Consider the following 21,076-nt stretch of genomic DNA (forward strand, 5'->3'; position numbering starts at 1 on the left):
ATCATTCTGGCAGCATCGCTATGGAACGCTCCTGAGCTGGAGGAGATGGAGTAGCTGGTAATCTACCTCATTCCGCTCGTCACGCCCTCTACACGTCGCAGTTCTCCCGATCATATCTCGAATCGATCCTACTCATGATCGTGAGAGCCGCATCGTGAAGGGTGATTGGAGGTCTCACTGGGAATCTATGACGATCGATGAATTGTTTGCGGTCCGCGGACTGATGCAAGACGTCCTCTGCGCGAAGCTGAAGGCCAAAAAGAGCCGAGCTCAAGCGTAGATTCTCAATCAGCCGTCGAGCGATGTAGGGCCAACAAAGTCTCGCAATCCCTAGTCACTTATTCAGACGCGCAGCTCATTGCTGACGGGAGGCAGGGCGACTGCTGGATGGACCTGCTCTTGGCCGCGCTTTGCCGCCTCCGCTGATCGCACCATTTCTCTGAGTTTCTGAACTTCAGCCATTCGGTTGTGAAGATCGGTCGAGATTTGCAGAAGACGATGCGTCCGTACTTCAACCGGCTGTTTCATGTTGTACCCCCTACGCCCGCACACACCTGACAATATCAGGCTATTCTTTCTGGGTCGTGACAGTCTGCATTCAGGTTCACATAAGGCGGAAATACCTTGGAGATTCTTGCCGCCTCCGGACAAGAATGCGCCCACTGCTCCGTCAAAAACCGCCGGTATCAAAATACTCGTCCGGCGGCGTCTTCGTCCTAAACTGAGCCGCTTAAATCCTCAGCGGCACCTAAACACCAGAAACCGTGCCAGTCGCCGGGTGCGGCCCATGCAGCCCCCGCGGCGATTTTCTCCAAGCCCGGGTGTTCGCATGGCGTCGCGGAGGGGATAGATCGCTGACGCCGTTTCGTTCGGGGCCGATGCCGACCAACAAAACGCAAATCCGCAGAATTCGAGAGACGAGGTGAAACTGAGATCGGAAGCCCGGCAACGAGAACGCCTTGGCTATAGCTCTCGCCGGCATGAACGGCGCGCCGTGTTAATGGCGGAGGCCGAATTAGGCGTCAGCGTGAAGTTGAATGGGCGGCTTCAGTGCCCCCAGGCGGACTGCAGGGCCGTATTGCGACGCAATAGCAGCCGACCGGGCGCCGGAGCGGAGGCCTTCACGAATGACCATGGCATAGTGCGGCTATGTAGCATTACGCCCCGGCATTAGTAGCAGGATGGGTGCACAGGACGCCGGCCGCTTGCTTCGCTGTACTGCTCGTGCTGCCGACCGATTGCTGCGGCTAATCCTAAGTTTGCGAGATAGCGATCTTTTCAAAGGAAAGAGCAAGCCGGCGACTTCCGCTCGCAAGCGAATTAGCTCTTTATATCGTACTCTTAGATCATTATTTTGACGAAGTAATTCTATGTCGCGGCTGCGCTTTGGCATAACTCAACCCCTACATAACTAAAAACAAAATGCACCAATAACTAAACAAAAGTTCTGGCTTCAGCGAGGCGGTTCCACAACCGGAACCTGCATTTTGGCCGCGATTTTACTTTACAAAATGCTCACTACGCTTTTTAGCCCACTTTATTCCGAAAGCAAACGTTTGGTTTATTATTAAAATAACGGAGAAATAACGGAAGCCTGTGCATGAGAAATGATGATGGAGTTAGTCATGAAACGAATCGATCTCGAACGGATGAGTACCGACGACCTTTGGTCGCTGCATGTTGAGGTCTCTCAACTGCTACAGCAACGAATCCAGGCGGAAAAACTGCAGTTAGAAGAGCGTCTGAAGCTGCTGGAAGCCCCAGTGTCAGGGCGCCGGGCCTACCCCGCCGTACCCGCGAAATATCGCAATCCTGATCAGCCGTCCGAGACTTGGGCCGGACGTGGCAAGCAGCCGCTTTGGCTGGTAGCGCAGTTGCGCTCGGGTAGGCGTATCGAGGATTTCAGAATTAAGAAGGCGGTCAATAGACGATGAGCCGCCGCCCGATAAGGCTAACTCTAAAACCTAATGCAAACGCAACGCCTTCTGGGTTGTACCGTTCGAACCACGCTTTCGCTACCTCCGCGTTTGCGAATAGCTTGAGATGTACCTTGTTCCCCGATAGTGGCTTGCGAGTGTCGACGTAGATCCATACTGTCATTGGATTATATCCAGTTCGCGTTTTGAAGCTGCGACAGATCACAAACAACACGGGATTCAGACTGCCGGTTGCTGGCTACAAAAACTACCAGAGCCGCCGATCAGTTGTGCTTGCATGGGCGGCGCATGGAGCGGTCAGGCGTCGCATAAAAAACTTTGAGGCTCATCCGCTGGCGGGTGACCAGCCAATATCTTCCTTACTTCGTCTACCAGTGAACAGACGTTGCCAATGTTTTCAGCATATGATCGCAGCGGGAGTTCGCTCATCTGCAGATCGCAGCGCCTGCGCAACTTGCGAGCGACGCATCTCGCCAACGTGATTTTCCGTTCGCGCTGCATCGCACACACACAACCACGAGGAAAGTCGCACCAAGCGGCCAACTGTTCGCACCGCATAAATGCCTTGATATCGGCATCGGCACGTCAAGATTTGAGCTGTCAACTACAGTTTAATTACGAGCAGTTAGGTTCGTGAGTGGGGAATTGGGAGCGATCCATGACCACTTTGCAAGCCGTAGCATTTGGAGCCACGCTCGCGTGGATGCCATCTCTTATCATCCTGGCAGTTTCGCTATGGAATGTTCGCGAACTCGATGGAATGGAATAGTTGGGCAGTTGCCGAATACCGGGCATTGGCCCTCTATCGAATCATAGAACTCCTCATTACAATCGATAGTCGTTTCGACTCATGATTGTGGGGGCGCGTCATGAACAGCGAATGGGAATCTATGACGATCGATGAGCTGTTTAGGCTCCGCGAGCTGATGCAAGATGTCCTCAGCTTGAAGCTGAAGGCCAAAAAGGCCGAGCTCGAGCGTAGATTGCAGATTCTCAATCAGCCGTCGAGCGATGTAGGGCCGACGAAGTCTCACAATCCTTAGTCGTCCGTGAAGAAGGACGATTTCACGCCGGATTAATCAGCGGGCCAGGGAAGAGTGCGGTCAGGAACAGGCGCAGCAAAAGGCTGAGCCAACGGATGAGGCGGCGGAAGTTGTAGCCAGCGGCGGCGAGGACGGCGTTGGCGGCGTCGCCGTGGCGGAACCAGAGATAGTTGCGGCCCATGAGGTGCTCGGCGTTGAGATGGCCGATGACGGGCTCGACGGCAGCCCTGCGGCGCAGCTCGCGCTTGATCCTGGGCGTCACCCCGCGCTTCTGGCCGGAGATGAAGACTCTGAACCTGTAATCGGGCGGTGCATTGTGGCCGCGGTATGCCTTGTCTCCGAGGAGGCGCGCGATGATGTTGCCGATCAGCGTTTCCATGTCCGGGATCACGGTGGCCAGCGTGTGACCGTCATAGGGATTGCCGGGCAGCGCCTTCACATGGGTGACTGGCCGCCCCTGGCGTGGCCGATCGTGGTGGCGACCGAGACTTTGACGCCGAACTCGTAAGGCTGATGGGCCTTGCCCTTGGCGCAACGGCACCGCGTGAAGCTTCGCCAGCCGCACCAGCTTCTCGCGCGCCCGGTTCAGAAGCTTCGCATCGGTGGGGAACGTCACGGTCTTGGGCTGAACCGTGGTGTCGACGATCACCCGCGACAGCTCGGACGGCTTGATCGCCTTGGTCCTGGTGGCAACCGACAGGCTCTCCTGGATCAGCGCAGCCAGCCGTTCCTCGCCCATCCGGTTGGCCAGCGCGTCAGCGACGAGCGGTCGAACACCAGCCGGTGCTGGAAGAACTCTTCACCGCAGAAGTATTGGTAATAGGGGTTCTCGACCCACCGCTCGCACAGCACCTCGTCGGATATGCTTGAGGATCGCCAGCCCCGCCATCAAGCGTGTCGGCAGCGGCGGCCGGCCGGGATCATCGGTGTAAACCTCGCCGAAACGCTCCTCCAGAACCCCCAATCCACTGTCCGCCCCAGCGTCACCAGCGGATGTTTCATGTCGATGATCTGATCGAGCCGAGAGCGGAAAAGATCCTGCTCGCCCGTTTCGCTCCGCTCCCGTGGCCGCATCTCACCCCTCGCCAAAGCAGTCGAGAGGAGAGTGAATCACAAATCAAGTTTGCAAGGAATTCCGCTCCAAAGGCCGGCTTTCCGGCAAATCCAGTTACGGCAAAATGCCGTAACAACTGGATTCCAAATCAATGACTTGGGAATTCTTCACGGACGACTTTCGCAGCGTCCTAAAATGAAGTGGCCAACAAAAAGCCTTGGAAAATGCCAAGGCTAGTGCGGAGCGACTTAAGATAGATTTTGATTACTGCGACCTCTTCGTCGTTTTCGTGCCCTTCATCTGTTTTTCCTTGGCCGCTTGATTATAACCTTTTGACGCGTAGCTCTTTTGCCGCTCATGGTGCCGTGTGCCCCAGCCTGGACCGGCGCAAAAGAGACGGAAGTGAATAAGAAAATGAAGGCAAAAAGGGTCGTGATTGTAACCGCTTTCATAATGTTCCTGCGAGGTTGAAACGGACAGAGATTAGGTAATGCCCGCAACTTTGGCAATCACTCGAAAAGGCCACTCAGTTGGCGGCCTCTTTCATTCTAGCACTTCAATACCGTGGCGTAGGCTGACCTTAGCCCGTGTCCGTCGGAAAGAATCAAGCGAGTAGGCAGCGCACCGCCGCATTGTTCGGGGTGGACAAATGAAACGGCCGCGGCCGGGCAATCGGGGGTGTCGCCGGGGCCGCTTCGCTTCCGGGAGAAAGGGGCGGCCGTGCGGCGTGCTCGGCTCGCGTGGTTTTCGGGCGAGTGTCGCCTCTGGCATGCCTCCGGCGGTTGTGTTTCGCTGCGCGCAATCAGTCCGGGACTTGTCCGGGAACTTTATGCGACACCGGCCGGCATCAGCCGGCTTTGTCCGGCATCCGTTCTACTGATATTGCAGCAGACGCAAGCTAAAGCACCTCAACGCGAACTTGGGCCACGCCGCGATCCGTAATCCCCAAAGTCCGCGCGGCGCCGAGCGAAAGGTCAAGGACGCGGCCGCGTACCCATGGTCCGCGGTCGATGATACGGACTACCACTGACCTGCTGCTCACAGGATCAGTTACGCGAACACTTGTGCCGAACGGTAGGCTGCGGTGAGCTGCGGTCAGTGCATCGCGATTGAAGGTGGAGCCGCTGGCTGTTTTTCCTTTCGTGTAAGCATAGTAAGAGGTCTTTCCGGAAAAAGTGCGATTGGAAGATTGGCGAGTTACGCGATCGTCCGAGGGCCGCGTCGGCTGTCCTCCGATTTGAGATTGCTCTGGCGAATTTCGCTTGGTCTGGTCTGGTGCTTCAGGAGGTGCCGGTTCTGCGTGCGCCTTTGGAATGATAGACCATCTTTCGTTGAAGCTCTGAGCTGCAGCAGAATCTACATGTACGCCTAACCACGCGGGGACTGTCGCAATCGCGACTATTCTAAACAGGAGACGCATGACCAACCTCACAAACAATGAAAACAGAACGATAATGCAACTAATGAGGCTGTGTTCCGGGAGAGCGTAGAACCTCCAGCGCTGTAAACGTGGACGGTGATAAGTTACCGATGATTTCATGTGTGCCGAGGTAAGCTGCTTAGAAGCACTGCAGCAGGAAGACGGATTGCTAAGGCCTTCCGTAGAACAGACGGGTTTCGAATTTTCCGGAACGTTCGCTATGTGAACGGCTTGCACCCGCTGGTGCTCGGAAATCCGCGATCTCTTTCTGCGGCAGGGAAGGGAGGGGCCCTCCTTTTCATGTGATCTCCGACTATCGAACTGCTTGAGTAGTTCCCCCATCCTCGCATCGCGCGCGCTGGATGCGATAATGTCGCCAAACAGGAATTTAGATAGCTACCAGCAAACGGAGCGTGGCATAGTATGATGTGGCGCGGATGCCTGCGACGCGAAGGGCGCACGCACCATTGAGCACGGCGAATGCGGAGCGCTGATAGTTGCATGTCGGTTAGCCGCAGTCCTGGTCAGGATGCGCCCAATTGCGTTGCGTCTCGGCAGGTTTTTGGCCTACGGACTTCGAAGATGTTGCTCGATCAGTTCGCGAGCGGCCTCGAACACGTCTGGCGAGGAAGTCATGGTCTGGTTAGTCTCAAGCATCAAAAGTGCCTGCTCGTAGATCTCATGGCCTTCCTCGGCGGTAATGAGATTATTGCGGACCATCGACTGAAGCATTGCCGCTTGCATGGCGCCGGCCATCAGGCTTGACGCTATGGCCAACTCGAGCGCAGAGAGCTCCTTCATCAAACGCCCCTGTGCAAAGTCAAATAAGTTGACACGTGGTAGAAACTTGGGGGGCGACCGAGTGGTTCCTAGGTGATCATTTGGCGCCTTCCACCCCGAGCGTGCAAGCGGCGGAACTAGTTTCATTGTCCGCCCTCATCTTCACCGCTCTGTTGACTATTCGGCAGATATTGCCAGATTTTCCCGCATGTTTGGGAGCGCCAGACGGGTACCCACTACGCTGTTTGGCGGATTGGAATGGGAATACTCCGATGGCCCCGGCGCGATCCCCGCGGGGCCATTTTTCTTCACGTTTGCCAACTTAGGGCGCGCGGTCAGGTTCTCGAACCGTAGATCCTAATTTAATACCTTCTGTGCGTTGCGACTGAGCCTCTCTCCCATATCTTTGAAGTTTCGATATCGTTAGCAACAATCAATTGCTTTCGTGATCGCGGAGACGCGTCATGCCTAGTGAGTGGGAGTCAATGTCGATTGAAGAACTGTTCGAGCTTCACCAACTGATGCAGTCAGTTCTTCGTGAAAAACTGACCGCCAAGAAGAAGCTGCTGGAGGATCGATTGCGTCAGCTCAACCAGCCGCCGAGTGACGCAGCAAGCGCGAAGCCCACTCGGCGTGTGAAGCCGCCGACCTAACTAAACCGCCAATCGAGATTCGATGTACGAAGCGGGGTCGCTCGGCGAAGGTTGGGCACACTTTTGCGCAGTTAACGCTTGCAGCGCCTCTGCAATATGCACCGCTTCTCTGAGCTTTTGAAGTTCGGCCATGCGGAGGGAAAGATCGAGGTCTATCTGCGAGAGACGCTGCTCCGATGAAATGAACTGGCCCATTTTTAATCCTCGGTCGTTTTGAGACCCATGCCCTCCAGGACCCACAGGTAGCCTCGCGAACTTTGGCGAGTTAGTCGCGGCAGCCTTCGGGGCAGTAGATGCGCTTCGCCCTCAGCTGAGGTTCCATATATCAATTAGGCCTGTTGCCTGGGTTTCCTGGGCCTGTTCCCGAACCATCGTTGATTGGCGGATTTCCCGGGGGCTGCGGATCAGTGCCGTTGCCGACCCCGTTGTTTCCCTTGGCACCAGACGTCGCGATCGCCTCTGAGGTCAAGGTTGTCGACAACAATAACGTAATCGCTGGCGGGGTGACTGCTGCGAATTTTCCGCAGGCTGCCAGGAATTTCCGCCGATCGGCTTCGGCTTCGTTTTCTGAATTGCCCATAGAAGTCTCCTTTGTCGTGAGAAAGTGAGACCGCGTCACCACCATCATTGAAAATTCGGCAGAGTCAAATAACATTTAATTGCCATTTAATCCCGCACCTAATTAGACGCTGAGATAGACAGGAAACTTCCTACGAGATCCAATGCTTGATCCCGTGCAGATCGCCGACACACCGTGAACGCCCATCGAGCGCATACCTCCGAAAGTTATTTTTTCGGCCCGCCGGCTCACGCTGTCGGACGCGATGGCCGCGCTATTCAGAGCGAGTGCGCCTTTTGGATACCTCGGAAGATCCTAGTAGACCTCTAGAGAGTAAGTTCGAGGTAATCTGCCATCTGCTATCAAGGGGATGTGCTGAGGCCAGTTTGTTTCTCTGCACAGTAGACGCATATCCCTTACGGCCCCAGCAGCCCCCAAGCCCCGCTGGGGCCGTATTTTAGTTGGCGGCGTCTTGCACCTTCAGCCCCGGAGCACCTGCCAGCCGATCGCCAGCACCCGGATCACGAGCATGGCGTAGGCGCCCTGCGGCCGATGCGGTTCACTCCAATACTCGAACGCTACGCCTTCTGGGTCGTTCTCCTCAAACCATTTTTCCGCGGCATCTACATTGGCGAACACCTTGATGTGCTCAGCGTCGCCGACCTGCTTGCTTGTGTTGACGTAGACAAAAACGGTCTTTGGTCTCTCTTCGGCTTGCGCTTGCCCCAGTGGAATTGCTTGCCCAGATCTAGCAGTGGCAGCGGCGGGTCGTTTCGCTTCAGCGCTTGGATCACGGCGGCAATCCGGGCATGCATGACGAAATCGCGTTCTTCGGCGGCGCCGGCCAAACAGGTCGCGGCGTGCTGAATCTTCGGATGATCATGCTCGGATTTCGGGACGGTCTCGCTGATATGCCTGATCGCGTCCCGAAGTGTGACGAGCCGCCGGCCGCCCGACACCGGGATAGGCTCCTCAAAGCGAAGGACCAAGACGACGCAACTCCCGCAACGAACGCGTAAACGGCCCCAGCGCCCACAGAGCAGAGCGCCAGCGCCGGGCCGAAGGCCTTTGCCGAACCATCCAGAGAGAATTGACAGAGCGCTATGGGCCTAGATCACGTTCGTTCCGAAATCGAGCACATGCGTGTCCAGGTCGGAAGACAGCGCAGGAAGATCCTGCAGCTTCAGCGTGCCGGCATCGCCACAGCGGCGGCTGAGCTCTTGCTTGGCAGGATGCTGGCGAAGTCCGATGGCCCCGGCGCGACCCCGCGCTGGGACCATTTCACGTTGGTCAGCTTGGGCCACGCGGTCAGGCGTCGTCGAACCGTAGAAGCCTAATTTAATATGTTCTATGCATTGCGACTGAGCCTCTCTCCCACATCTTTAAAGTTTCGATATCGTAAGCAACAATCAATGGCTTTCATGATCGCGGGGACGCGTCATGCTGAGTGAGTGGAAGTCAATGTCAATCGATGAACCGTTCGAACTGCACCAATTGATGCAGTCAGTCCTTCGTGAGAAATTAGTCGCTCAGAAGAAGCTGCTGGAAGATCGATTGCGTCAGCTCAACCAGCCGTCCGATAGCGAGGGTGGGAAGGATGATCCCCGGCCTTAGTTGGTATCGACTTTTTTCGCGATGCTCGCGTCGCGTGCAGGGCTGCCTCTTTCTGTCGAACTAGCTCCCGCAGAGTAGCGAGCTCCGCAAATTTTCGGACTAGATCAGCGTTATCTACGTCCAATTGATACAGGTAGTAGCTTGGAATTTGGACTATCGCCCGCATCAGTCCCTCCCACGCACCTTGCTCCCATTGGTCGAAAGATACCCTCATTCGCGATGAGAAGTTCCTAAATCATTGCCATCCTTTCCCAGGACAACAGCGCTGGACGATTCGCGGGAACCTGCCGGCTAAACCTGTCTTCCCATGCTTCCGTTTTTGCCGCTCTGTTCACTTTCGTACAGACGTTGCCAGTCTTTCCCGCTTTTATCGGGAGCTAGACGGGTACCCACTACCCTGTCCGGCTATTTGAAATGGGAATACTTTGGATGGCCTCGGGAGGCCATTTTTTTCGGTGCCGTCTCAAAAAGATACGCCGCCGGGCTTGAAATACGGTGTCCCGGCGGCGCTTGTCTCAGACTGAGCCCTGAAATCCCAGTCCCTCGGTACGTCGCAATAGCTATGCCACAGGAGGATGACGGTACGGGAAAACCGGAAAGGCGCTAACACTAAGGGGTTACCGCAGGCTCATTACCCTGGCCTCCTTGCTACCTTGAAAATCCGGCCGCACGTCGGCGCCGCGCTTGCCGCATGCCTTGCACACGAACTGCGGCTCAAGGTCCGAGAGCCGATCCGGCCAGCAGTCTGCGGGCAGGCGAGTGGAGTGGCTGCAATGGTAGTCACTGCAGAACACCACGACGCCGAACAAGCCGGACCTCAGCATCTCGCCGAGAGTAATCTTCTGTTCCCGCTGCATCGCACGCCATTGCAGGGAGTCGTGCCTGGTGGAAAACTGTTCGCATCGCATAAATGCCTTGATATCGGCATCGACAAGTCAGGATTTAAGCTGTCAACTCCAATGGTCGCGGGTTGGAATTTGGGGAACGATCCATGACCACTTTGCAAGCCATAGCATTTGGAGCCATGCTCGCGTGGACGCCATCGCTCATCATCCTGGCGGTTTCGCTATGGGATGTTCGCGAGCTTGAGGGAATGGAATAGCCGGGGCATCCTGCATCAGTTCGCGAAATGCGGACAGCTCATCGGCGCGACGCTTGCTGGATGGGTTCGGCTCTTGGCTGGGCCCTGCGGCCTCCGCTGATCGTACCATCTCCCTGAGTTTCTGAATTTCGGCAACGCGGTTGTGAAGATCGGTCGAGATTTGAAGAAGGCCGTGCATACGTGCTCCAAGTGGCTGTTCCATGTTGCACCTCTTACGCCCACGCAACGCCGGTTACGCCAACACGACACCGAACCCACAAGTCTATTCCTTCTCGGTCGTGATAATCTGTACACTAGGCCCACGTATGGCAGGGCCGGCGTTGGTGCATCAGAAAAGGCCGCAGGTCCTCAATTGTTATCCAACAGGGCGGCGCGGCCTTAGCGAGCTTCAGTACCTGAACGAAAAGCGTAACTTGATGCCCGCCACGGGCAGGAATAAGCTAGTGGCGAAGTGAAGAAATGGCCTGATAACCCGTCAGAATAGGCGTGGTTTCATGCGCCAAAAGATTGAGACCGCACCGAGGGATGGGAACGCTCACTGGTCGCCTGAGGCCGGTCAATGGATCGGAGAAGCCGGCGAGCCGAGCAAGACAACGCCGTCGCATTGGTATCCAATGCCGGCGAAAAATTATCTTCGGCAAGGGGACGGTCCGCCCAGCGGCCTCTACGACGCGTCGACGTCGGCAGGTCGAGCGCGCCGTCATGGCTTCTTTTCTTTCTTTTCAATTGCCGCAATGCTGGTCGCGGCGCCGCTCATCGGCGTGTATTTCCACGCTGAAGTAATCGCCTATGTGGCACGATACGCTAGTCAGCAGAAGATATTGGGCCCACCGGTCATGGCGCAACAGATCCCATTGCCGAAGGACGACGAGGCGGCGCAGTTCAAGCGCGCGGTCGACAGCGCGACGGCGGAGCTGCGGCAGTCTCTGCAGCAGGAGCACGACTGGGCCAAGGCGCTGGAAACCGAACTGGTAAACCGGCGACGGGACGTCGACATGCTATTAGGCGACGTCGAGACGCTACTGTCGGAGCACAAGATCAACGAGGTGGAGCGGCTTAAGCAGGCGGTGGACAGCGCGACGGCGGACCTGCGTCAGTCTCTGCAGCAGGAGCACGACCGGGCCGAGGCGCTGGCAACCGAACTGGCGAAGGCGCGGCGCGCCACGGAACAGAAACCTGCCGTTGTGGAAGAGAAGTCCGGTGTCTCCTTGCTTGCCTGGGCAAACAGCGACGCCTTCGTGAAGCCCGCCCAGACCGCAGTGCAACCGGACGTGGCCACGGAGACCAGCAAATCGGCAATTAAACCGAGTGAACCAGTTCGCGTTGAGCACGAACCGCGCGGGGGCTACGGCTGCCAGCACTTTCGGACCTTGGCGTTATCGCGCTTGCCGACAAACGACTGGCTCACCTGTTGGCTGTTCGGACCAACCATAGCGATGCCCTCACGACGGCCACAACAAACGCGCCGACCCACTATTTTGCGAAACGACGTAGGTGTGCGGTCCAATCAAAAGACCTCGGCAAACTTGGGAATGCGTCCGCTTTGAGGTAGTTCCGCACCTCCTTGATCGCCTGAGCCGAGATCTGCGCGGGGTCTGTCAGCCATTCCGTCATGTGAGAGGCTGTTTCGGCTTGGCGGGCTCCGCGGACAAGACGCTCGCGCTCTGGGGTGCCTTGAGCCAGCTTGCGCAGCTTCCTCGGCAAGGCGGCCTTTCGGTGCGATATTTCACTGAGCTGCTGTGCGCCCTCTTGGGCTCGCAGTGGTCGCGACGCACTGCGAATTGTGGTACGAGAGGAGCTAATTAAGAAACTCTGCACCATTCGGGCGCTCTCATGGCAAGTATATCGAAGGCATGAAGCAGATCTTTTTCTTTGCCGCGACAGTGAGCCTGACTGCAGGCTTTTCAATGGGTTGCTTCGCGCAGGATCGTGCCACGGCTGATACAACCAAGATGAGCCGGGAGGAATGGCAAGCTCGTGTCAACGCATCCCGAGAACGGCTGGACCTGATGCGGCAAGAGCGGAAGCGCGAGCGCGAAAAGCAAATAGAGCCGAGGCGGGAAGAGTTACGGCGCGAGCGCAACAAACAAATAGATCTGATGCGGCGAGAGCGCAAAAGCCTGGTAGCGCCGCCGCCTACGCAGGATGAGATCTCTGAAGCCGCCACCAGATAGGTTCTCGACGATACTCTTCCCGGCGATATCGTATCGACCAAAAGGGCTGTTTCGATTTCGAGGGTCGCCGGATCGCGAGCGAAAACCTGAGGATTTCGAACGACTGCGCTGAAGTGTTCGGCCAGCGATCTGCGGGGAAGGCCACGGAGTGGAGCGATCTCCTTGGCGAGGGCCCGGCGCGTGTGGTCCGGAAGCGTCGCGGGCCGGCCCGCCTACCTCGGGATACTTGCAGCTCGAGCATTCCGTCTGGACGGCTCCGACTCGTCGCCGGGCGTTTCTGTTACGATAGGGCTGTCCCGTCCCGCCGCGGTTCTATCCGCCTTTGGGCGGATAGAAATCAGCAGTCAGGAACAGCTGCATGAAGGCAATCGCACTGACGGCCATCCTGTTCATCGCTCCACTTGCCCCGGAAATCATACGCAATACGGCCCAGCAAGTCGCGAGTTGGCAACTGTCGCACTTCGATGAAATACCCCAGGCGCCTGAAACTGATTGGACACGCGCCGCCTTCTATATCGGTCTCGCTAGATGGGCCGCGACACCAGGTCAGATGAAGTATTTCGACGTGATCCGAGAGCTTGGAGAACGCAACGGTTGGCAGATGGGCAACAGCGACTGGGCGCCCCCGATCTACTTTGCGGATGATCATGCCATTGGGCAGGTCTACAACGCCGCCTACGATCATTTCGGCGATCGACGCATGATCGAGCCGACCGTGCAGCGGCTGGACTATATCCTGCAGCACCAACCACAGGTCTCTCTCGAGTTCGACAGCGCGAAGTGCCTGCAGCGATGGTGCTGGTCCGACGCCATATTCATGGGGCCGGCGACGTGGTTCGGCGTTGCGCGCATCCAGAAGGACCCGCGCTTCCGTGACTATGCCGACAGGGAATTCTGGGCCACGAAAGACTTCCTGTTTGATAGCGAGGAGCACTTGTTCTACCGCGACAGCCGTTTCGTCGGAAAAACTGGCGCGCATGGTGAAAAGATATTTTGGGACCGCGGTAACGGCTGGGTGCTCGCTGGGCTTGTCAACATCCTACGCGAGCTGCAGCCCGGTGACCCGCTGCGAGAGAAATACGTCAAGTTGTTTGTCGAGATCGCGAACCGCATCGCGAGCCTGCAGCGCCCGGATGGCTTCTGGTCCACGTCGCTGCTCGCTCCGCCCGACGCAGGCATCCCGGAATCCAGCTGCACTGGTTTGCTGACCTACGGCCTGGCCGCCGGGGTGCGCATGGGACTTCTCGACGCAAAGCGGTATAGTTCAGTGATTGAACGAGGCTGGCAGGCTCTGGCATCGGCGACAGTTGATGGCCGGCTCGGCCGCGTGCAGCCGATCGGCGACAAGCCGGACCCCGTCCACATCACAGACACCCAGCTCTACGGGTCTGGGGCTTTCTTGTTGGCTGCATCTGAGCTAGTCCACTAACATCACATCTTCGCGTGCACGACTTGCGGCATCGTGGCCGCGCGCGGATCGGAGGAGCTGGACTACTTGGCATCGTCGTAGAGAGGATTTCGATAGCCGACTGAGTCCGCAGCCCCGCCCCCTAGGACGGTTGGGATCACGTCATATCGCTCTCCGCGCCCCGCGCTGGCGATCCTGATAGCGTCGACGTGCGCCGGGGCGCTCATGTTCGGGGCAGGGAAGGGCGTATCGCTCGACGAACACCTTTTTGAAACAGTCGTCCGTGAAGAAGTCTGGCTTCAGGCTGGAACGGTCTGAAGCGCGGCAGTGAGAGCCGAGAGGATTTGGCGCAGCAAAAGGCTGAACCAACGGATGAGGCGGCGGAAGTTGTAGCCGGCGGCGGCGAGGACGGCGTTGGCGGCGTCGCCGTGGCGGAACCAGAGATAGTTGCGGCCCATGCGGTGCTCGGCCCTGAGATGGCCGATGACGGGCTCGACGGCGGCCCTGCGACGCAGTTCGCGCTTGATCCTGGGCGTCACCCCGCGCTTCTGACCAGAGATGAAGACTCTGAACCTGTAATCGGGCGGTGCATTGTGGCCGCGGTATGCCTTGTCTCCGAGGAGGCGCGCGATGATGTTGCCGATCAGCGTTTCCATGTCCGGGATCACGGTGGCCAGCGCGTGACCGTCATAGGGATTGCCGGGCAGCGCCTTCACATGGGTGACTGGCCGCCCCTGGCGTGACCGATCGTGGTGGCGACCGAGACTTTGACGCCGAACTCGTAAGGCTGATGGGCCTTGCCCTTGCCGATGCATTCGACCTCCGGCGCGTGCAGGGAATAGACCTTCGGCCCGCGCTGATGCTGCTTCTGATCGCGCACGCGCCGCGCCAGCGCCAGCAGCCTTGTGAACGCCGCTTCGAGCCCGCCGTTACCCTCGATCTTGCGGCCGACATCGCGGATGACGCGGCCGAGATAGGTGCGCAGCTTCTTGAGCGCGCTTGAACTGCTTGGCGTGGGCATAGCGCTGATGCTGGATCAGGGCGAACTTGCCCACCCGCGCATAGGATTGGCGCAACGGCACCGCGTGAAGCTTCGCCAGCCGCACCAGCTTCTCGCGCGCCCGGTTCAGAAGCTTCGCATCGGTGGGGAACGTCACGGTCTTGGGCTGAACCGTGGTGTCGACGATCACCCGCGACAGCTCGGACGGCTTGATCGCCTTGGTCCTGGTGGCAACCGACAGGCTCTCCTGGATCAGCGCAGCCAGCCGTTCCTCGCCCATCCGGTTGGCCAGCGCGTCAGCGACGAGCGGTCGAACACCAGCCGGTGCTGGAAGAACTCTTCACCGCAGAAGTATTGGTAATAGGGGTTCTCGACCCACCGCTCGCACAGCACCTCATCGGATATGCTTGAGGATCGCCAGCCCCGCCATCAAGCGTGTCGGCAGCGGCGGCCGGCCGGGATCATCGGTGTAAACCTCGCCGAAACGCTCCTCCAGAACCCCCAATCCACTGTCCGCCCCAGCGTCACCAGCGGATGTTTCATGTCGATGATCTGATCGAGCCGAGAGCGGAAAAGATCCTGCTCGCCCGTTTCGCTCCGCTCCCGTGGCCGCATCTCACCCCTCGCCAAAGCAGTCGAGAGGAGAGTGAATCACAAATCAAGTTTGCAAGGAATTCCGCTCCAAAGGCCGGCTTTCCGGCAAATCCAGTTACGGCAAAATGCCGTAACAACTGGATTCCAAATCAATGACTTGGGAATTCTTCACGGACGATTCCTTAGTCGCTTATTCAGACGCGCAGCTCATTGCTGACGGACTGCAGGCCGGCTGCTGGATGGACCGGCTCTTGGCGTCCGCCTAGTTGGACGCGCAGCTCATTGGATGTGATGAGGCATAGCCTTTAATTTTCGAAAGCGATGCCGAGCCATTCGCCATCCCGCCAAACAAGGCGGCACCTTCGGATAGTCTCAAAATTGTCGAAGGTCAGTTCGAAGGCGCTCGGCAGTACCGATAGATTGTGTGTCCGAAGTTTTGCGCCACAGTCCGAGACGTCAATGACCTTGCACCCGCGCGCGCCGGGCTGCCCCTTGAAGAACAGCAGCGCGCCTCTCCCGATACTTGCCCTGCAAACTGATTGTCGAGGACTCGGTATCATTCTCCATCCTCATCGTACTCGATGAATTTCTTGTATTGCCAATGGCGGCCGTCATGTCGGCGCCACACGCGTCCGTGCACGAGACGGCCGGTGATGGATCGCCTGGGAAGTATCACAGTCCAAAGATGCCAGAATTCCGCGCCTGCTCGCTTTAAGCTTTGCGTTTCAGGAGGGTCAATTGCGGTGAACATGGAGCCGTCTCCGCGCAGTTTCGTTAGCGGCCTCGTACGCTAGCGAAGTCGCCGAGCGGCGGGGCGAAACTGACTGTAAGCCGCCCGACGGCTGCGCCACGTTGAGCCGGACGGGGGCAATTGTCCGGCGTCTTGAACGCTATCCGCTCGAAGATCGAGAGCAACAGAATTCGCTCGTTAAGCTTGATACGGTCGGTAAGAATTAAATCGGGAACAGCGGCGAGGGGATCCGGATCATTGCGCAGCTTTCGTTCGCCATCGTTTCCGTAATGTTCATTCTGGTCTGAAGCTATTCGCCGCACCTGAGTGACGGCGTCCCATTGCGCGGCTTTGAAGGCATGTTGACTGAACCTTACGGGGGGCGCCGGCCCTTACGCATAACCCCGAAGAAGGCGGCTCCAGTTTCTTTGCCGGCCATCATAACCCTCCACGCCTGAACCCCGATCGAGTCGGATATCAAGGAGCGCAGCGACGATGTGCGTCTGTCCGACCTGGAGCCGAAATTTATCTGGTAAGGTCTGCGGGCTCCGTGGCGCTGATGGCAGACCTCTTTTCGAGAACGCTCGCAAAATCGCTTCAGTTGCAAACAACACGCGATTCGTATTGTCTGGTTGCGGGATTCAAGACCTGACGCTGTGAGCATTGGGAGCGGCCAACGGGTGGCACCTGCATCGGCGGCGAAATGGATGGCGGTGTCATTTCACAGACTGACAAGGGGCAGGCGGGTGGAATATCGGTGCTGGTTGTGCATCGCGGCAGCAACCGACCCTCAACACATTGGCAAACGCATCTGGCCTGAGCGGCGAGGGTGAAAAAAGAGCTCGCGACAACGAGCAAAGTTAGCCGGATTCCTGTCATTGATCCCTCTTCAGCTTTCTTCGCGTTTATCCATCTTTGGCGCATGCCGGCGGTTCAGCGTACGCAAGACGCTAACGCGAGCCAGCAGCGTGCGTCGGTCTACTTCGACCACCGGCATTGAAGCCTCCATCGAGGCCTGATAGGATCTCCTTCGGGCCCTCCGATCAGGAGGGGCAACGAGCCGATGCAGGCTCTCTGATCACAAAGCGACCTGAAAGGGCCACTTAATTCGGGCGGGATGCCCGGCCCCTCCGTGGGATCAAGGAACGGTCAACAACCAAGAAATGCCGAACGCGCGCTGAAAGAATGTCTAACGCATCAAATCTTACGTGGTTCGAGGGCGAGTTCTATGTCTAGTTGAACTGGAGCGAAAACTAGTAGCATGCCAAGGGGGAGGCGGATTTGTTAGTGTCGAGCCCTCCCAACTCAGACGACTTTACTCTCCTCTCGAGCCACTTGCGTCGTCGTTGGTTGGACGACCGAGGCATCTTACGTTCTAGTGCGAGCGGATGTTGGTCGCCGGCTGGTGTACTCTACTCACCTATTCAAACCGATCCGCTTCGCCGTGTATCCCCGGTTCGCAATCGCCCGCCACCATGATTGGTGGTCGACGTACCAGCGCACTGTCTTGTAGATTCCAGTTTCGAAATCCTCTTCCGCACGCCATCCTAGCTCTCGCTCGAGCTTGGAGGCATCAATTGCATAGCGGCGATCGTGCCCAGGGCGGTCGGGAACAAAATTTATAAGATTTCGGTGGGAGCCGCTCGGGTTCGGGCTGATCTCGTCGAGCAGGTCGCAGATTCGTTCGACCACGTACAGATTGGTGCGCTCGTTACGGCCACCGACGTTGTAGGTCTCGCCTATACTTCCCCGCTCCAGGACCAGACTTAACGCCTTGGCGTGATCCTCGACATAGAGCCAATCGCGGATGTTCTTTCCGTCGCCATAGACGGGCAGGGACTCGCCCGCCAATCCCCTGATGATCATGTGCGGGATTAGTTTTTCTGGGAAATGGTAGGGTCCATAGTTGTTCGAGCAGTTCGTGACCAGCGTCGGAAGTTCGTACGTGTGATGCCACGCGCGTACCAGATGGTCGGAGGATGCCTTGCTGGCGGAGTAAGGAGAGTTCGGCGTGTAGGCCGTTGTCTCCATGAAGAACCCCTCGTCCCCAAGTGAGCCGAACACCTCATCTGTGGAAATGTGCAAAAAGCGGAAACGTTTGCGCTTCTCGCCCGAGAGCGAGCGCCAGTGGCGCAAGGCTTCCTGCAAGATTGTGAAAGTACCGACTACGTTGGTCTGAATGAATTCGGCGGGTCCATCGATCGATCGATCAACATGACTCTCGGCGGCGAGATTCATCACTGCATCTGGCTGATACTTCTCGAATAGGCGACGAAGGCCGAGCCCATCGCAAATGCACTGTTTCTCAAAGAAGTAATTCATGTTCCCCGCCGTGCCGGGTAGCGATTCAAGATTCGCCGCGTAAGTCAGCTTATCGATGTTGACGACCTTTGCGTGGGTATCTTGCAGCAGATGCCGTACGACTGCGGATCCGATGAACCCCGCGCCTCCCGTAACGAAGATTGTCCAGCCTCGAAACCGCATGTTCAGTTTGCCCCGATGTCCTGCATCTACCGTCTGAAGGAAGCGGCTACAGATTTCAGATATTCGCCATAGCTGCTTTTGGCGGTCTTCTCGGCCAAAGCCTCAAAGGCTCCGAGCGAGATGTACCCCTGCCGCAGCGCGATTTCTTCCGGGCATGCAATGCGCAGGCCCTGGCGTTGCTCGAGGACCTGGACGAAGTTGCTGGCCTCTACGAGAGAGGAATGCGTCCCGGTGTCGAGCCACGCAAAGCCACGGCCTAACGCCTGCACATAGAGATCGCCGCGTTCCATATAAGCCTTGTTGATGTCGGTGATCTCGAGTTCGCCGCGCGCCGATGGCTCGAGCTCGGCAGCAATCTTCAGGACGTCATTGTCGTAAAAATATAGTCCTGTGACGGCCAAATTTGACTTTGGCTGCTTCGGTTTTTCCTCGATAGAGAGCGCGCGGCCGCTGCCATCGAGTTCAATGACGCCATATTGCTCGGGCGTCTTGACGACATAACCGAAGACGGTCGCGCCCTTCCTACGGGCAGTCGCATTCAAGAGCAGCTCAGCCAGGCCGTTGCCATAGAAGATGTTGTCGCCAAGCACCAGCGCAACCGGATCATTGCCGACGAAATCGCGACCGACGATAAAGGCATCCGCTATCCCTCGCGGAGATACCTGTGTAAGGTAGGAAAAACGCACCCCGATCTGTGAACCGTCGCCCAAAAGGCGCTCGAATAGCGGCTTGTCCTGGGGGGTGGAGATGATCAGGATGTCCTGGATTCCGCCCAGCATGAGGGTCGAGAGAGGATAGTAGATCATCGGCTTGTCGAAGACCGGAAGCAGTTGTTTCGAAACAACTGTCGTCACCGGATAGAGGCGCGAACCCGTGCCTCCGGCGAGAATAATGCCCTTCATAGGCCCCTCACACATTCAATTAGCTGAATCATATTAAATATAACACATTTAATGTAGCATATTAAATGGTGTTGGTTGGATAAATTTGGTATTTGGCTAACGTGAAATGTTGCTCGGTCGGACAAGATGAACGTTATTGCGACAGCGCTTCCCGAAGTGCTAATCCTGGAGCCGAGGCTGTTTGGCGACCAACGCGGTTTCTTCCTGGAAACCTACCAATTGCCGCGTTATGCAGAGCACGGCATTAGCCTTCCATTTGTGCAGGACAACATGTCCCGCTCCAGCCATGGAGTGTTGCGTGGGCTACACCTGCAAAACCCCTTCACCCAGGGTAAGCTTGTTACTGCATTACGCGGCCGGGTTCTGGATGTGGCGGTGGATGTGCGGGTGGGGAGCCCGCGTTTCGGATGCCATGTTGCGGTAGAATTAAGCGAGGAGAACCGACGGCAACTGTGGGTTCCTCGAGGCTTCGCACATGGCTTTGTCGTCCTATCTGAGACCGCAGACTTCTTTTACAAGTGTGACGATCTTTACAGCCCCAAGGATGAAGTCTCCATCCGCTGGAACGACCCCGCGATCGGCATAAATTGGGGCATTGAAGCTCCCTCGCTTTCAGCCAAAGATGCCGATGCCCCGCTACTGAAAGACGTCAAGAATCTGCCGATGTATGGGCAAACCTGATGCGGATATTGTTGACGGGAGTGAGCGGCCAGGTCGGCGGCGCATTACGCCCCTTGTTAACTGGCCAAGGCACAATTATAGCGCCTTCGTCTTCCGAATTTGATCTGTCGAAACCGGAAACGTTAACGGACCGGCTCGAGCATTTCAGACCCGATCTCATCGTAAATCCGGCCGCCTATACCGCCGTTGATCGCGCCGAGGAGCAGCGCGAGCTTGCGTTCCTCGTTAATGCAAAGGGGCCCGAGGTCATCGCGCAATGGGCGGCCAAGCACCGCGTGCCGCTCGTTCACTTCTCAACAGACTACGTTTTTGACGGCTCCGGTGATGCGCCGCGTCGCGAGGACAGCCCCACGGGCCCAATCTCGGTCTATGGCGCGAGCAAGCTTGCAGGGGACATGGCAATCATGGCGGCCGGTGGACCGCATCTGATCGCGCGCACGTCTTGGGTATACGCCGCCAAGGGTACCAATTTCCTCCGTACCATCGCGCGCCTGGCCTGCGAACGCAAGGAGCTGCGCATCGTCGCAGATCAAATCGGAGCGCCAACCACGGCTCGAGCAATTGGTAATGCGGTTGCCGGCATCGTGCTGCCGAACCTCGCGAACCTGAACGATCTGCTCGCGCGGAAAGGTGGCGTGGTCAATCTCGTTTGTGCTGGGGAAACTAGCTGGCACGAATTTGCAAGCGCCATTGTCGAAGGTCTGAGATACCGCGGCGTTAAACTCGAAGTCGAAACCGTTGTTCCAATCGCAACTGCCGATTTTCCGACGAAGGCCAAACGGCCAAGCAATTCGCGCCTCGACCTGTCTCGCCTCAAGGACGAGTTTGGTGTGGTAATGCCGAATTGGCGAGATGCATTGGCGCCGGAACTTGACGGTTTCGTTGGAGCAGATGACGTTTCAACCCCTCGATAAACGGCGCGTCAGGCCCGAGCCGGCCTT

The 21,076-nt window shown here is 57.4% G+C and carries 18 protein-coding genes and 3 pseudogenes; 8 read left to right on the top strand and 13 right to left on the bottom strand.

Annotated elements, in window-relative coordinates; all coding sequences use genetic code 11:
- Positions 1 to 342: 342 nt before the first annotated feature.
- Positions 343 to 528 (bottom strand): hypothetical protein, encoded by a 186-nt coding sequence (locus GWE18_RS07760; protein WP_275185193.1) that lies wholly within the window; start codon positions 526 to 528, stop codon positions 343 to 345.
- A gap of 1,097 nt (positions 529 to 1,625) precedes the next feature.
- On the opposite strand from GWE18_RS07760, the gene GWE18_RS07765 reads away from it, so the two are divergent.
- Positions 1,626 to 1,934, top strand: coding sequence for an H-NS histone family protein (locus tag GWE18_RS07765; protein ID WP_275185194.1), 309 nt, complete (start codon positions 1,626 to 1,628; stop codon positions 1,932 to 1,934).
- A gap of 1,068 nt (positions 1,935 to 3,002) precedes the next feature.
- On the opposite strand, the pseudogene GWE18_RS07770 reads toward GWE18_RS07765, so the two are convergent.
- The 3 genes and pseudogenes from GWE18_RS07770 to GWE18_RS07780 form a co-directional block, all read right to left on the bottom strand.
- Positions 3,003 to 4,054, bottom strand: a pseudogene (locus tag GWE18_RS07770) (transposase).
- 878 nt (positions 4,055 to 4,932) lie between these two features.
- A pseudogene (locus GWE18_RS07775) lies at positions 4,933 to 5,214 on the bottom strand (septal ring lytic transglycosylase RlpA family protein); the annotation flags it as partial.
- A gap of 807 nt (positions 5,215 to 6,021) precedes the next feature.
- Positions 6,022 to 6,255 carry a hypothetical protein gene (locus GWE18_RS07780; RefSeq protein WP_275185195.1) on the bottom strand — a complete coding sequence of 78 codons (234 nt, stop codon included), beginning with the start codon at positions 6,253 to 6,255 and terminating at the stop codon, positions 6,022 to 6,024.
- Positions 6,256 to 6,719: 464 nt separating this feature from the next.
- Between GWE18_RS07780 and GWE18_RS07785 the strand changes: the two genes are divergently transcribed.
- A complete protein-coding gene (locus GWE18_RS07785) occupies positions 6,720 to 6,887 on the top strand; it encodes a hypothetical protein (RefSeq protein ID WP_275185196.1) in 168 nt (55 codons plus the stop codon).
- On the opposite strand, the gene GWE18_RS07790 is transcribed toward GWE18_RS07785, so the two are convergent.
- The 5 genes from GWE18_RS07790 to GWE18_RS07810 form a co-directional block, all read right to left on the bottom strand.
- Entirely contained in the window at positions 6,888 to 7,082 is a 195-nt protein-coding gene (locus GWE18_RS07790) for a hypothetical protein (RefSeq protein ID WP_275185197.1), read from the bottom strand.
- A 130-nt stretch (positions 7,083 to 7,212) separates the two neighbouring features.
- Positions 7,213 to 7,467 (bottom strand): hypothetical protein, encoded by a 255-nt coding sequence (locus GWE18_RS07795; protein WP_275185198.1) that lies wholly within the window; start codon positions 7,465 to 7,467, stop codon positions 7,213 to 7,215.
- A 459-nt stretch (positions 7,468 to 7,926) separates the two neighbouring features.
- Complete coding sequence (locus GWE18_RS07800; RefSeq protein ID WP_275185199.1) at positions 7,927 to 8,085, bottom strand: hypothetical protein; 159 nt, start codon at positions 8,083 to 8,085, stop codon at positions 7,927 to 7,929.
- Positions 8,070 to 8,405 (bottom strand): hypothetical protein, encoded by a 336-nt coding sequence (locus GWE18_RS07805; protein ID WP_275185200.1) that lies wholly within the window; start codon positions 8,403 to 8,405, stop codon positions 8,070 to 8,072. The genes GWE18_RS07800 and GWE18_RS07805 overlap by 16 nt, the downstream gene beginning before the upstream one ends.
- A gap of 150 nt (positions 8,406 to 8,555) precedes the next feature.
- Complete coding sequence (locus tag GWE18_RS07810) at positions 8,556 to 8,726, bottom strand: hypothetical protein (RefSeq protein ID WP_275185201.1); 171 nt, start codon at positions 8,724 to 8,726, stop codon at positions 8,556 to 8,558.
- Positions 8,727 to 9,824: 1,098 nt separating this feature from the next.
- Between GWE18_RS07810 and GWE18_RS07820 the strand changes: the two genes are divergently transcribed.
- From GWE18_RS07820 to GWE18_RS07835, 4 genes are all read left to right on the top strand, one after another.
- Complete coding sequence (locus GWE18_RS07820) at positions 9,825 to 10,055, top strand: hypothetical protein (RefSeq protein WP_275185609.1); 231 nt, start codon at positions 9,825 to 9,827, stop codon at positions 10,053 to 10,055.
- A gap of 601 nt (positions 10,056 to 10,656) precedes the next feature.
- Positions 10,657 to 11,709: a hypothetical protein gene (locus tag GWE18_RS07825; RefSeq protein WP_275185203.1), complete on the top strand. Its 1,053-nt coding sequence runs from the start codon at positions 10,657 to 10,659 to the stop codon at positions 11,707 to 11,709.
- A gap of 306 nt (positions 11,710 to 12,015) precedes the next feature.
- On the top strand, positions 12,016 to 12,336 hold the full coding sequence (locus GWE18_RS07830) for a hypothetical protein (protein WP_275185204.1): 321 nt from the start codon (positions 12,016 to 12,018) through the stop codon (positions 12,334 to 12,336).
- A gap of 358 nt (positions 12,337 to 12,694) precedes the next feature.
- On the top strand, positions 12,695 to 13,765 hold the full coding sequence (locus tag GWE18_RS07835; protein WP_275185205.1) for a glycoside hydrolase family 88 protein: 1,071 nt from the start codon (positions 12,695 to 12,697) through the stop codon (positions 13,763 to 13,765).
- Positions 13,766 to 14,043: 278 nt separating this feature from the next.
- On the opposite strand, the pseudogene GWE18_RS07840 reads toward GWE18_RS07835, so the two are convergent.
- The 4 genes and pseudogenes from GWE18_RS07840 to rfbA all read right to left on the bottom strand — a co-directional run bounded on the left by GWE18_RS07840 (position 14,044) and on the right by rfbA (position 19,454).
- Positions 14,044 to 15,359: pseudogene (locus tag GWE18_RS07840) on the bottom strand (IS5 family transposase).
- Between the two features lie 535 nt (positions 15,360 to 15,894).
- On the bottom strand, positions 15,895 to 16,089 hold the full coding sequence (locus tag GWE18_RS07845; RefSeq protein ID WP_275185206.1) for a hypothetical protein: 195 nt from the start codon (positions 16,087 to 16,089) through the stop codon (positions 15,895 to 15,897).
- Between the two features lie 1,395 nt (positions 16,090 to 17,484).
- On the bottom strand, positions 17,485 to 18,552 hold the full coding sequence (gene rfbB / locus GWE18_RS07850; RefSeq protein WP_275185207.1) for a dTDP-glucose 4,6-dehydratase: 1,068 nt from the start codon (positions 18,550 to 18,552) through the stop codon (positions 17,485 to 17,487).
- A 26-nt stretch (positions 18,553 to 18,578) separates the two neighbouring features.
- Positions 18,579 to 19,454: a glucose-1-phosphate thymidylyltransferase RfbA gene (rfbA, locus tag GWE18_RS07855; RefSeq protein WP_275185208.1), complete on the bottom strand. Its 876-nt coding sequence runs from the start codon at positions 19,452 to 19,454 to the stop codon at positions 18,579 to 18,581.
- 126 nt (positions 19,455 to 19,580) lie between these two features.
- Between rfbA and rfbC the strand changes: the two genes are divergently transcribed.
- The gene (rfbC, locus tag GWE18_RS07860) at positions 19,581 to 20,135 is read left to right on the top strand and encodes a dTDP-4-dehydrorhamnose 3,5-epimerase (protein WP_275185209.1); all 555 of its coding nucleotides are present in this window, start codon (positions 19,581 to 19,583) and stop codon (positions 20,133 to 20,135) included.
- Complete coding sequence (rfbD, locus tag GWE18_RS07865) at positions 20,135 to 21,049, top strand: dTDP-4-dehydrorhamnose reductase (RefSeq protein ID WP_275185210.1); 915 nt, start codon at positions 20,135 to 20,137, stop codon at positions 21,047 to 21,049. Before rfbC ends, rfbD begins: the two co-directional genes overlap by 1 nt.
- The last annotated feature ends 27 nt before the right edge of the window (positions 21,050 to 21,076 follow it).

It is taken from the genome of Bradyrhizobium sp. CSA112 (genome assembly GCF_029051645.1).
GTDB lineage: Bacteria > Pseudomonadota > Alphaproteobacteria > Rhizobiales > Xanthobacteraceae > Bradyrhizobium.

Excerpts from the sequence above, each read along its gene's own strand:
- GWE18_RS07760 (WP_275185193.1), bottom strand. The coding sequence starts at position 528 with ATGAAACAGCCGGTTGAAGTACGGACGCATCGTCTTCTGCAAATCTCG.
- GWE18_RS07765 (WP_275185194.1), top strand. The coding sequence starts at position 1,626 with ATGAAACGAATCGATCTCGAACGGATGAGTACCGACGACCTTTGGTCG.
- GWE18_RS07780 (WP_275185195.1), bottom strand. The coding sequence starts at position 6,255 with ATGAAGGAGCTCTCTGCGCTCGAGTTGGCCATAGCGTCAAGCCTGATG.
- GWE18_RS07785 (WP_275185196.1), top strand. The coding sequence starts at position 6,720 with ATGTCGATTGAAGAACTGTTCGAGCTTCACCAACTGATGCAGTCAGTT.
- GWE18_RS07790 (WP_275185197.1), bottom strand. The coding sequence starts at position 7,082 with ATGGGCCAGTTCATTTCATCGGAGCAGCGTCTCTCGCAGATAGACCTC.
- GWE18_RS07795 (WP_275185198.1), bottom strand. The coding sequence starts at position 7,467 with ATGGGCAATTCAGAAAACGAAGCCGAAGCCGATCGGCGGAAATTCCTG.
- GWE18_RS07810 (WP_275185201.1), bottom strand. The coding sequence starts at position 8,726 with ATGGTCCCAGCGCGGGGTCGCGCCGGGGCCATCGGACTTCGCCAGCAT.
- GWE18_RS07825 (WP_275185203.1), top strand. The coding sequence starts at position 10,657 with ATGCGCCAAAAGATTGAGACCGCACCGAGGGATGGGAACGCTCACTGG.
- GWE18_RS07830 (WP_275185204.1), top strand. The coding sequence starts at position 12,016 with ATGAAGCAGATCTTTTTCTTTGCCGCGACAGTGAGCCTGACTGCAGGC.
- GWE18_RS07835 (WP_275185205.1), top strand. The coding sequence starts at position 12,695 with ATGAAGGCAATCGCACTGACGGCCATCCTGTTCATCGCTCCACTTGCC.
- GWE18_RS07845 (WP_275185206.1), bottom strand. The coding sequence starts at position 16,089 with ATGTTCACCGCAATTGACCCTCCTGAAACGCAAAGCTTAAAGCGAGCA.
- rfbB (WP_275185207.1), bottom strand. The coding sequence starts at position 18,552 with ATGCGGTTTCGAGGCTGGACAATCTTCGTTACGGGAGGCGCGGGGTTC.
- rfbA (WP_275185208.1), bottom strand. The coding sequence starts at position 19,454 with ATGAAGGGCATTATTCTCGCCGGAGGCACGGGTTCGCGCCTCTATCCG.
- rfbC (WP_275185209.1), top strand. The coding sequence starts at position 19,581 with ATGAACGTTATTGCGACAGCGCTTCCCGAAGTGCTAATCCTGGAGCCG.
- rfbD (WP_275185210.1), top strand. The coding sequence starts at position 20,135 with ATGCGGATATTGTTGACGGGAGTGAGCGGCCAGGTCGGCGGCGCATTA.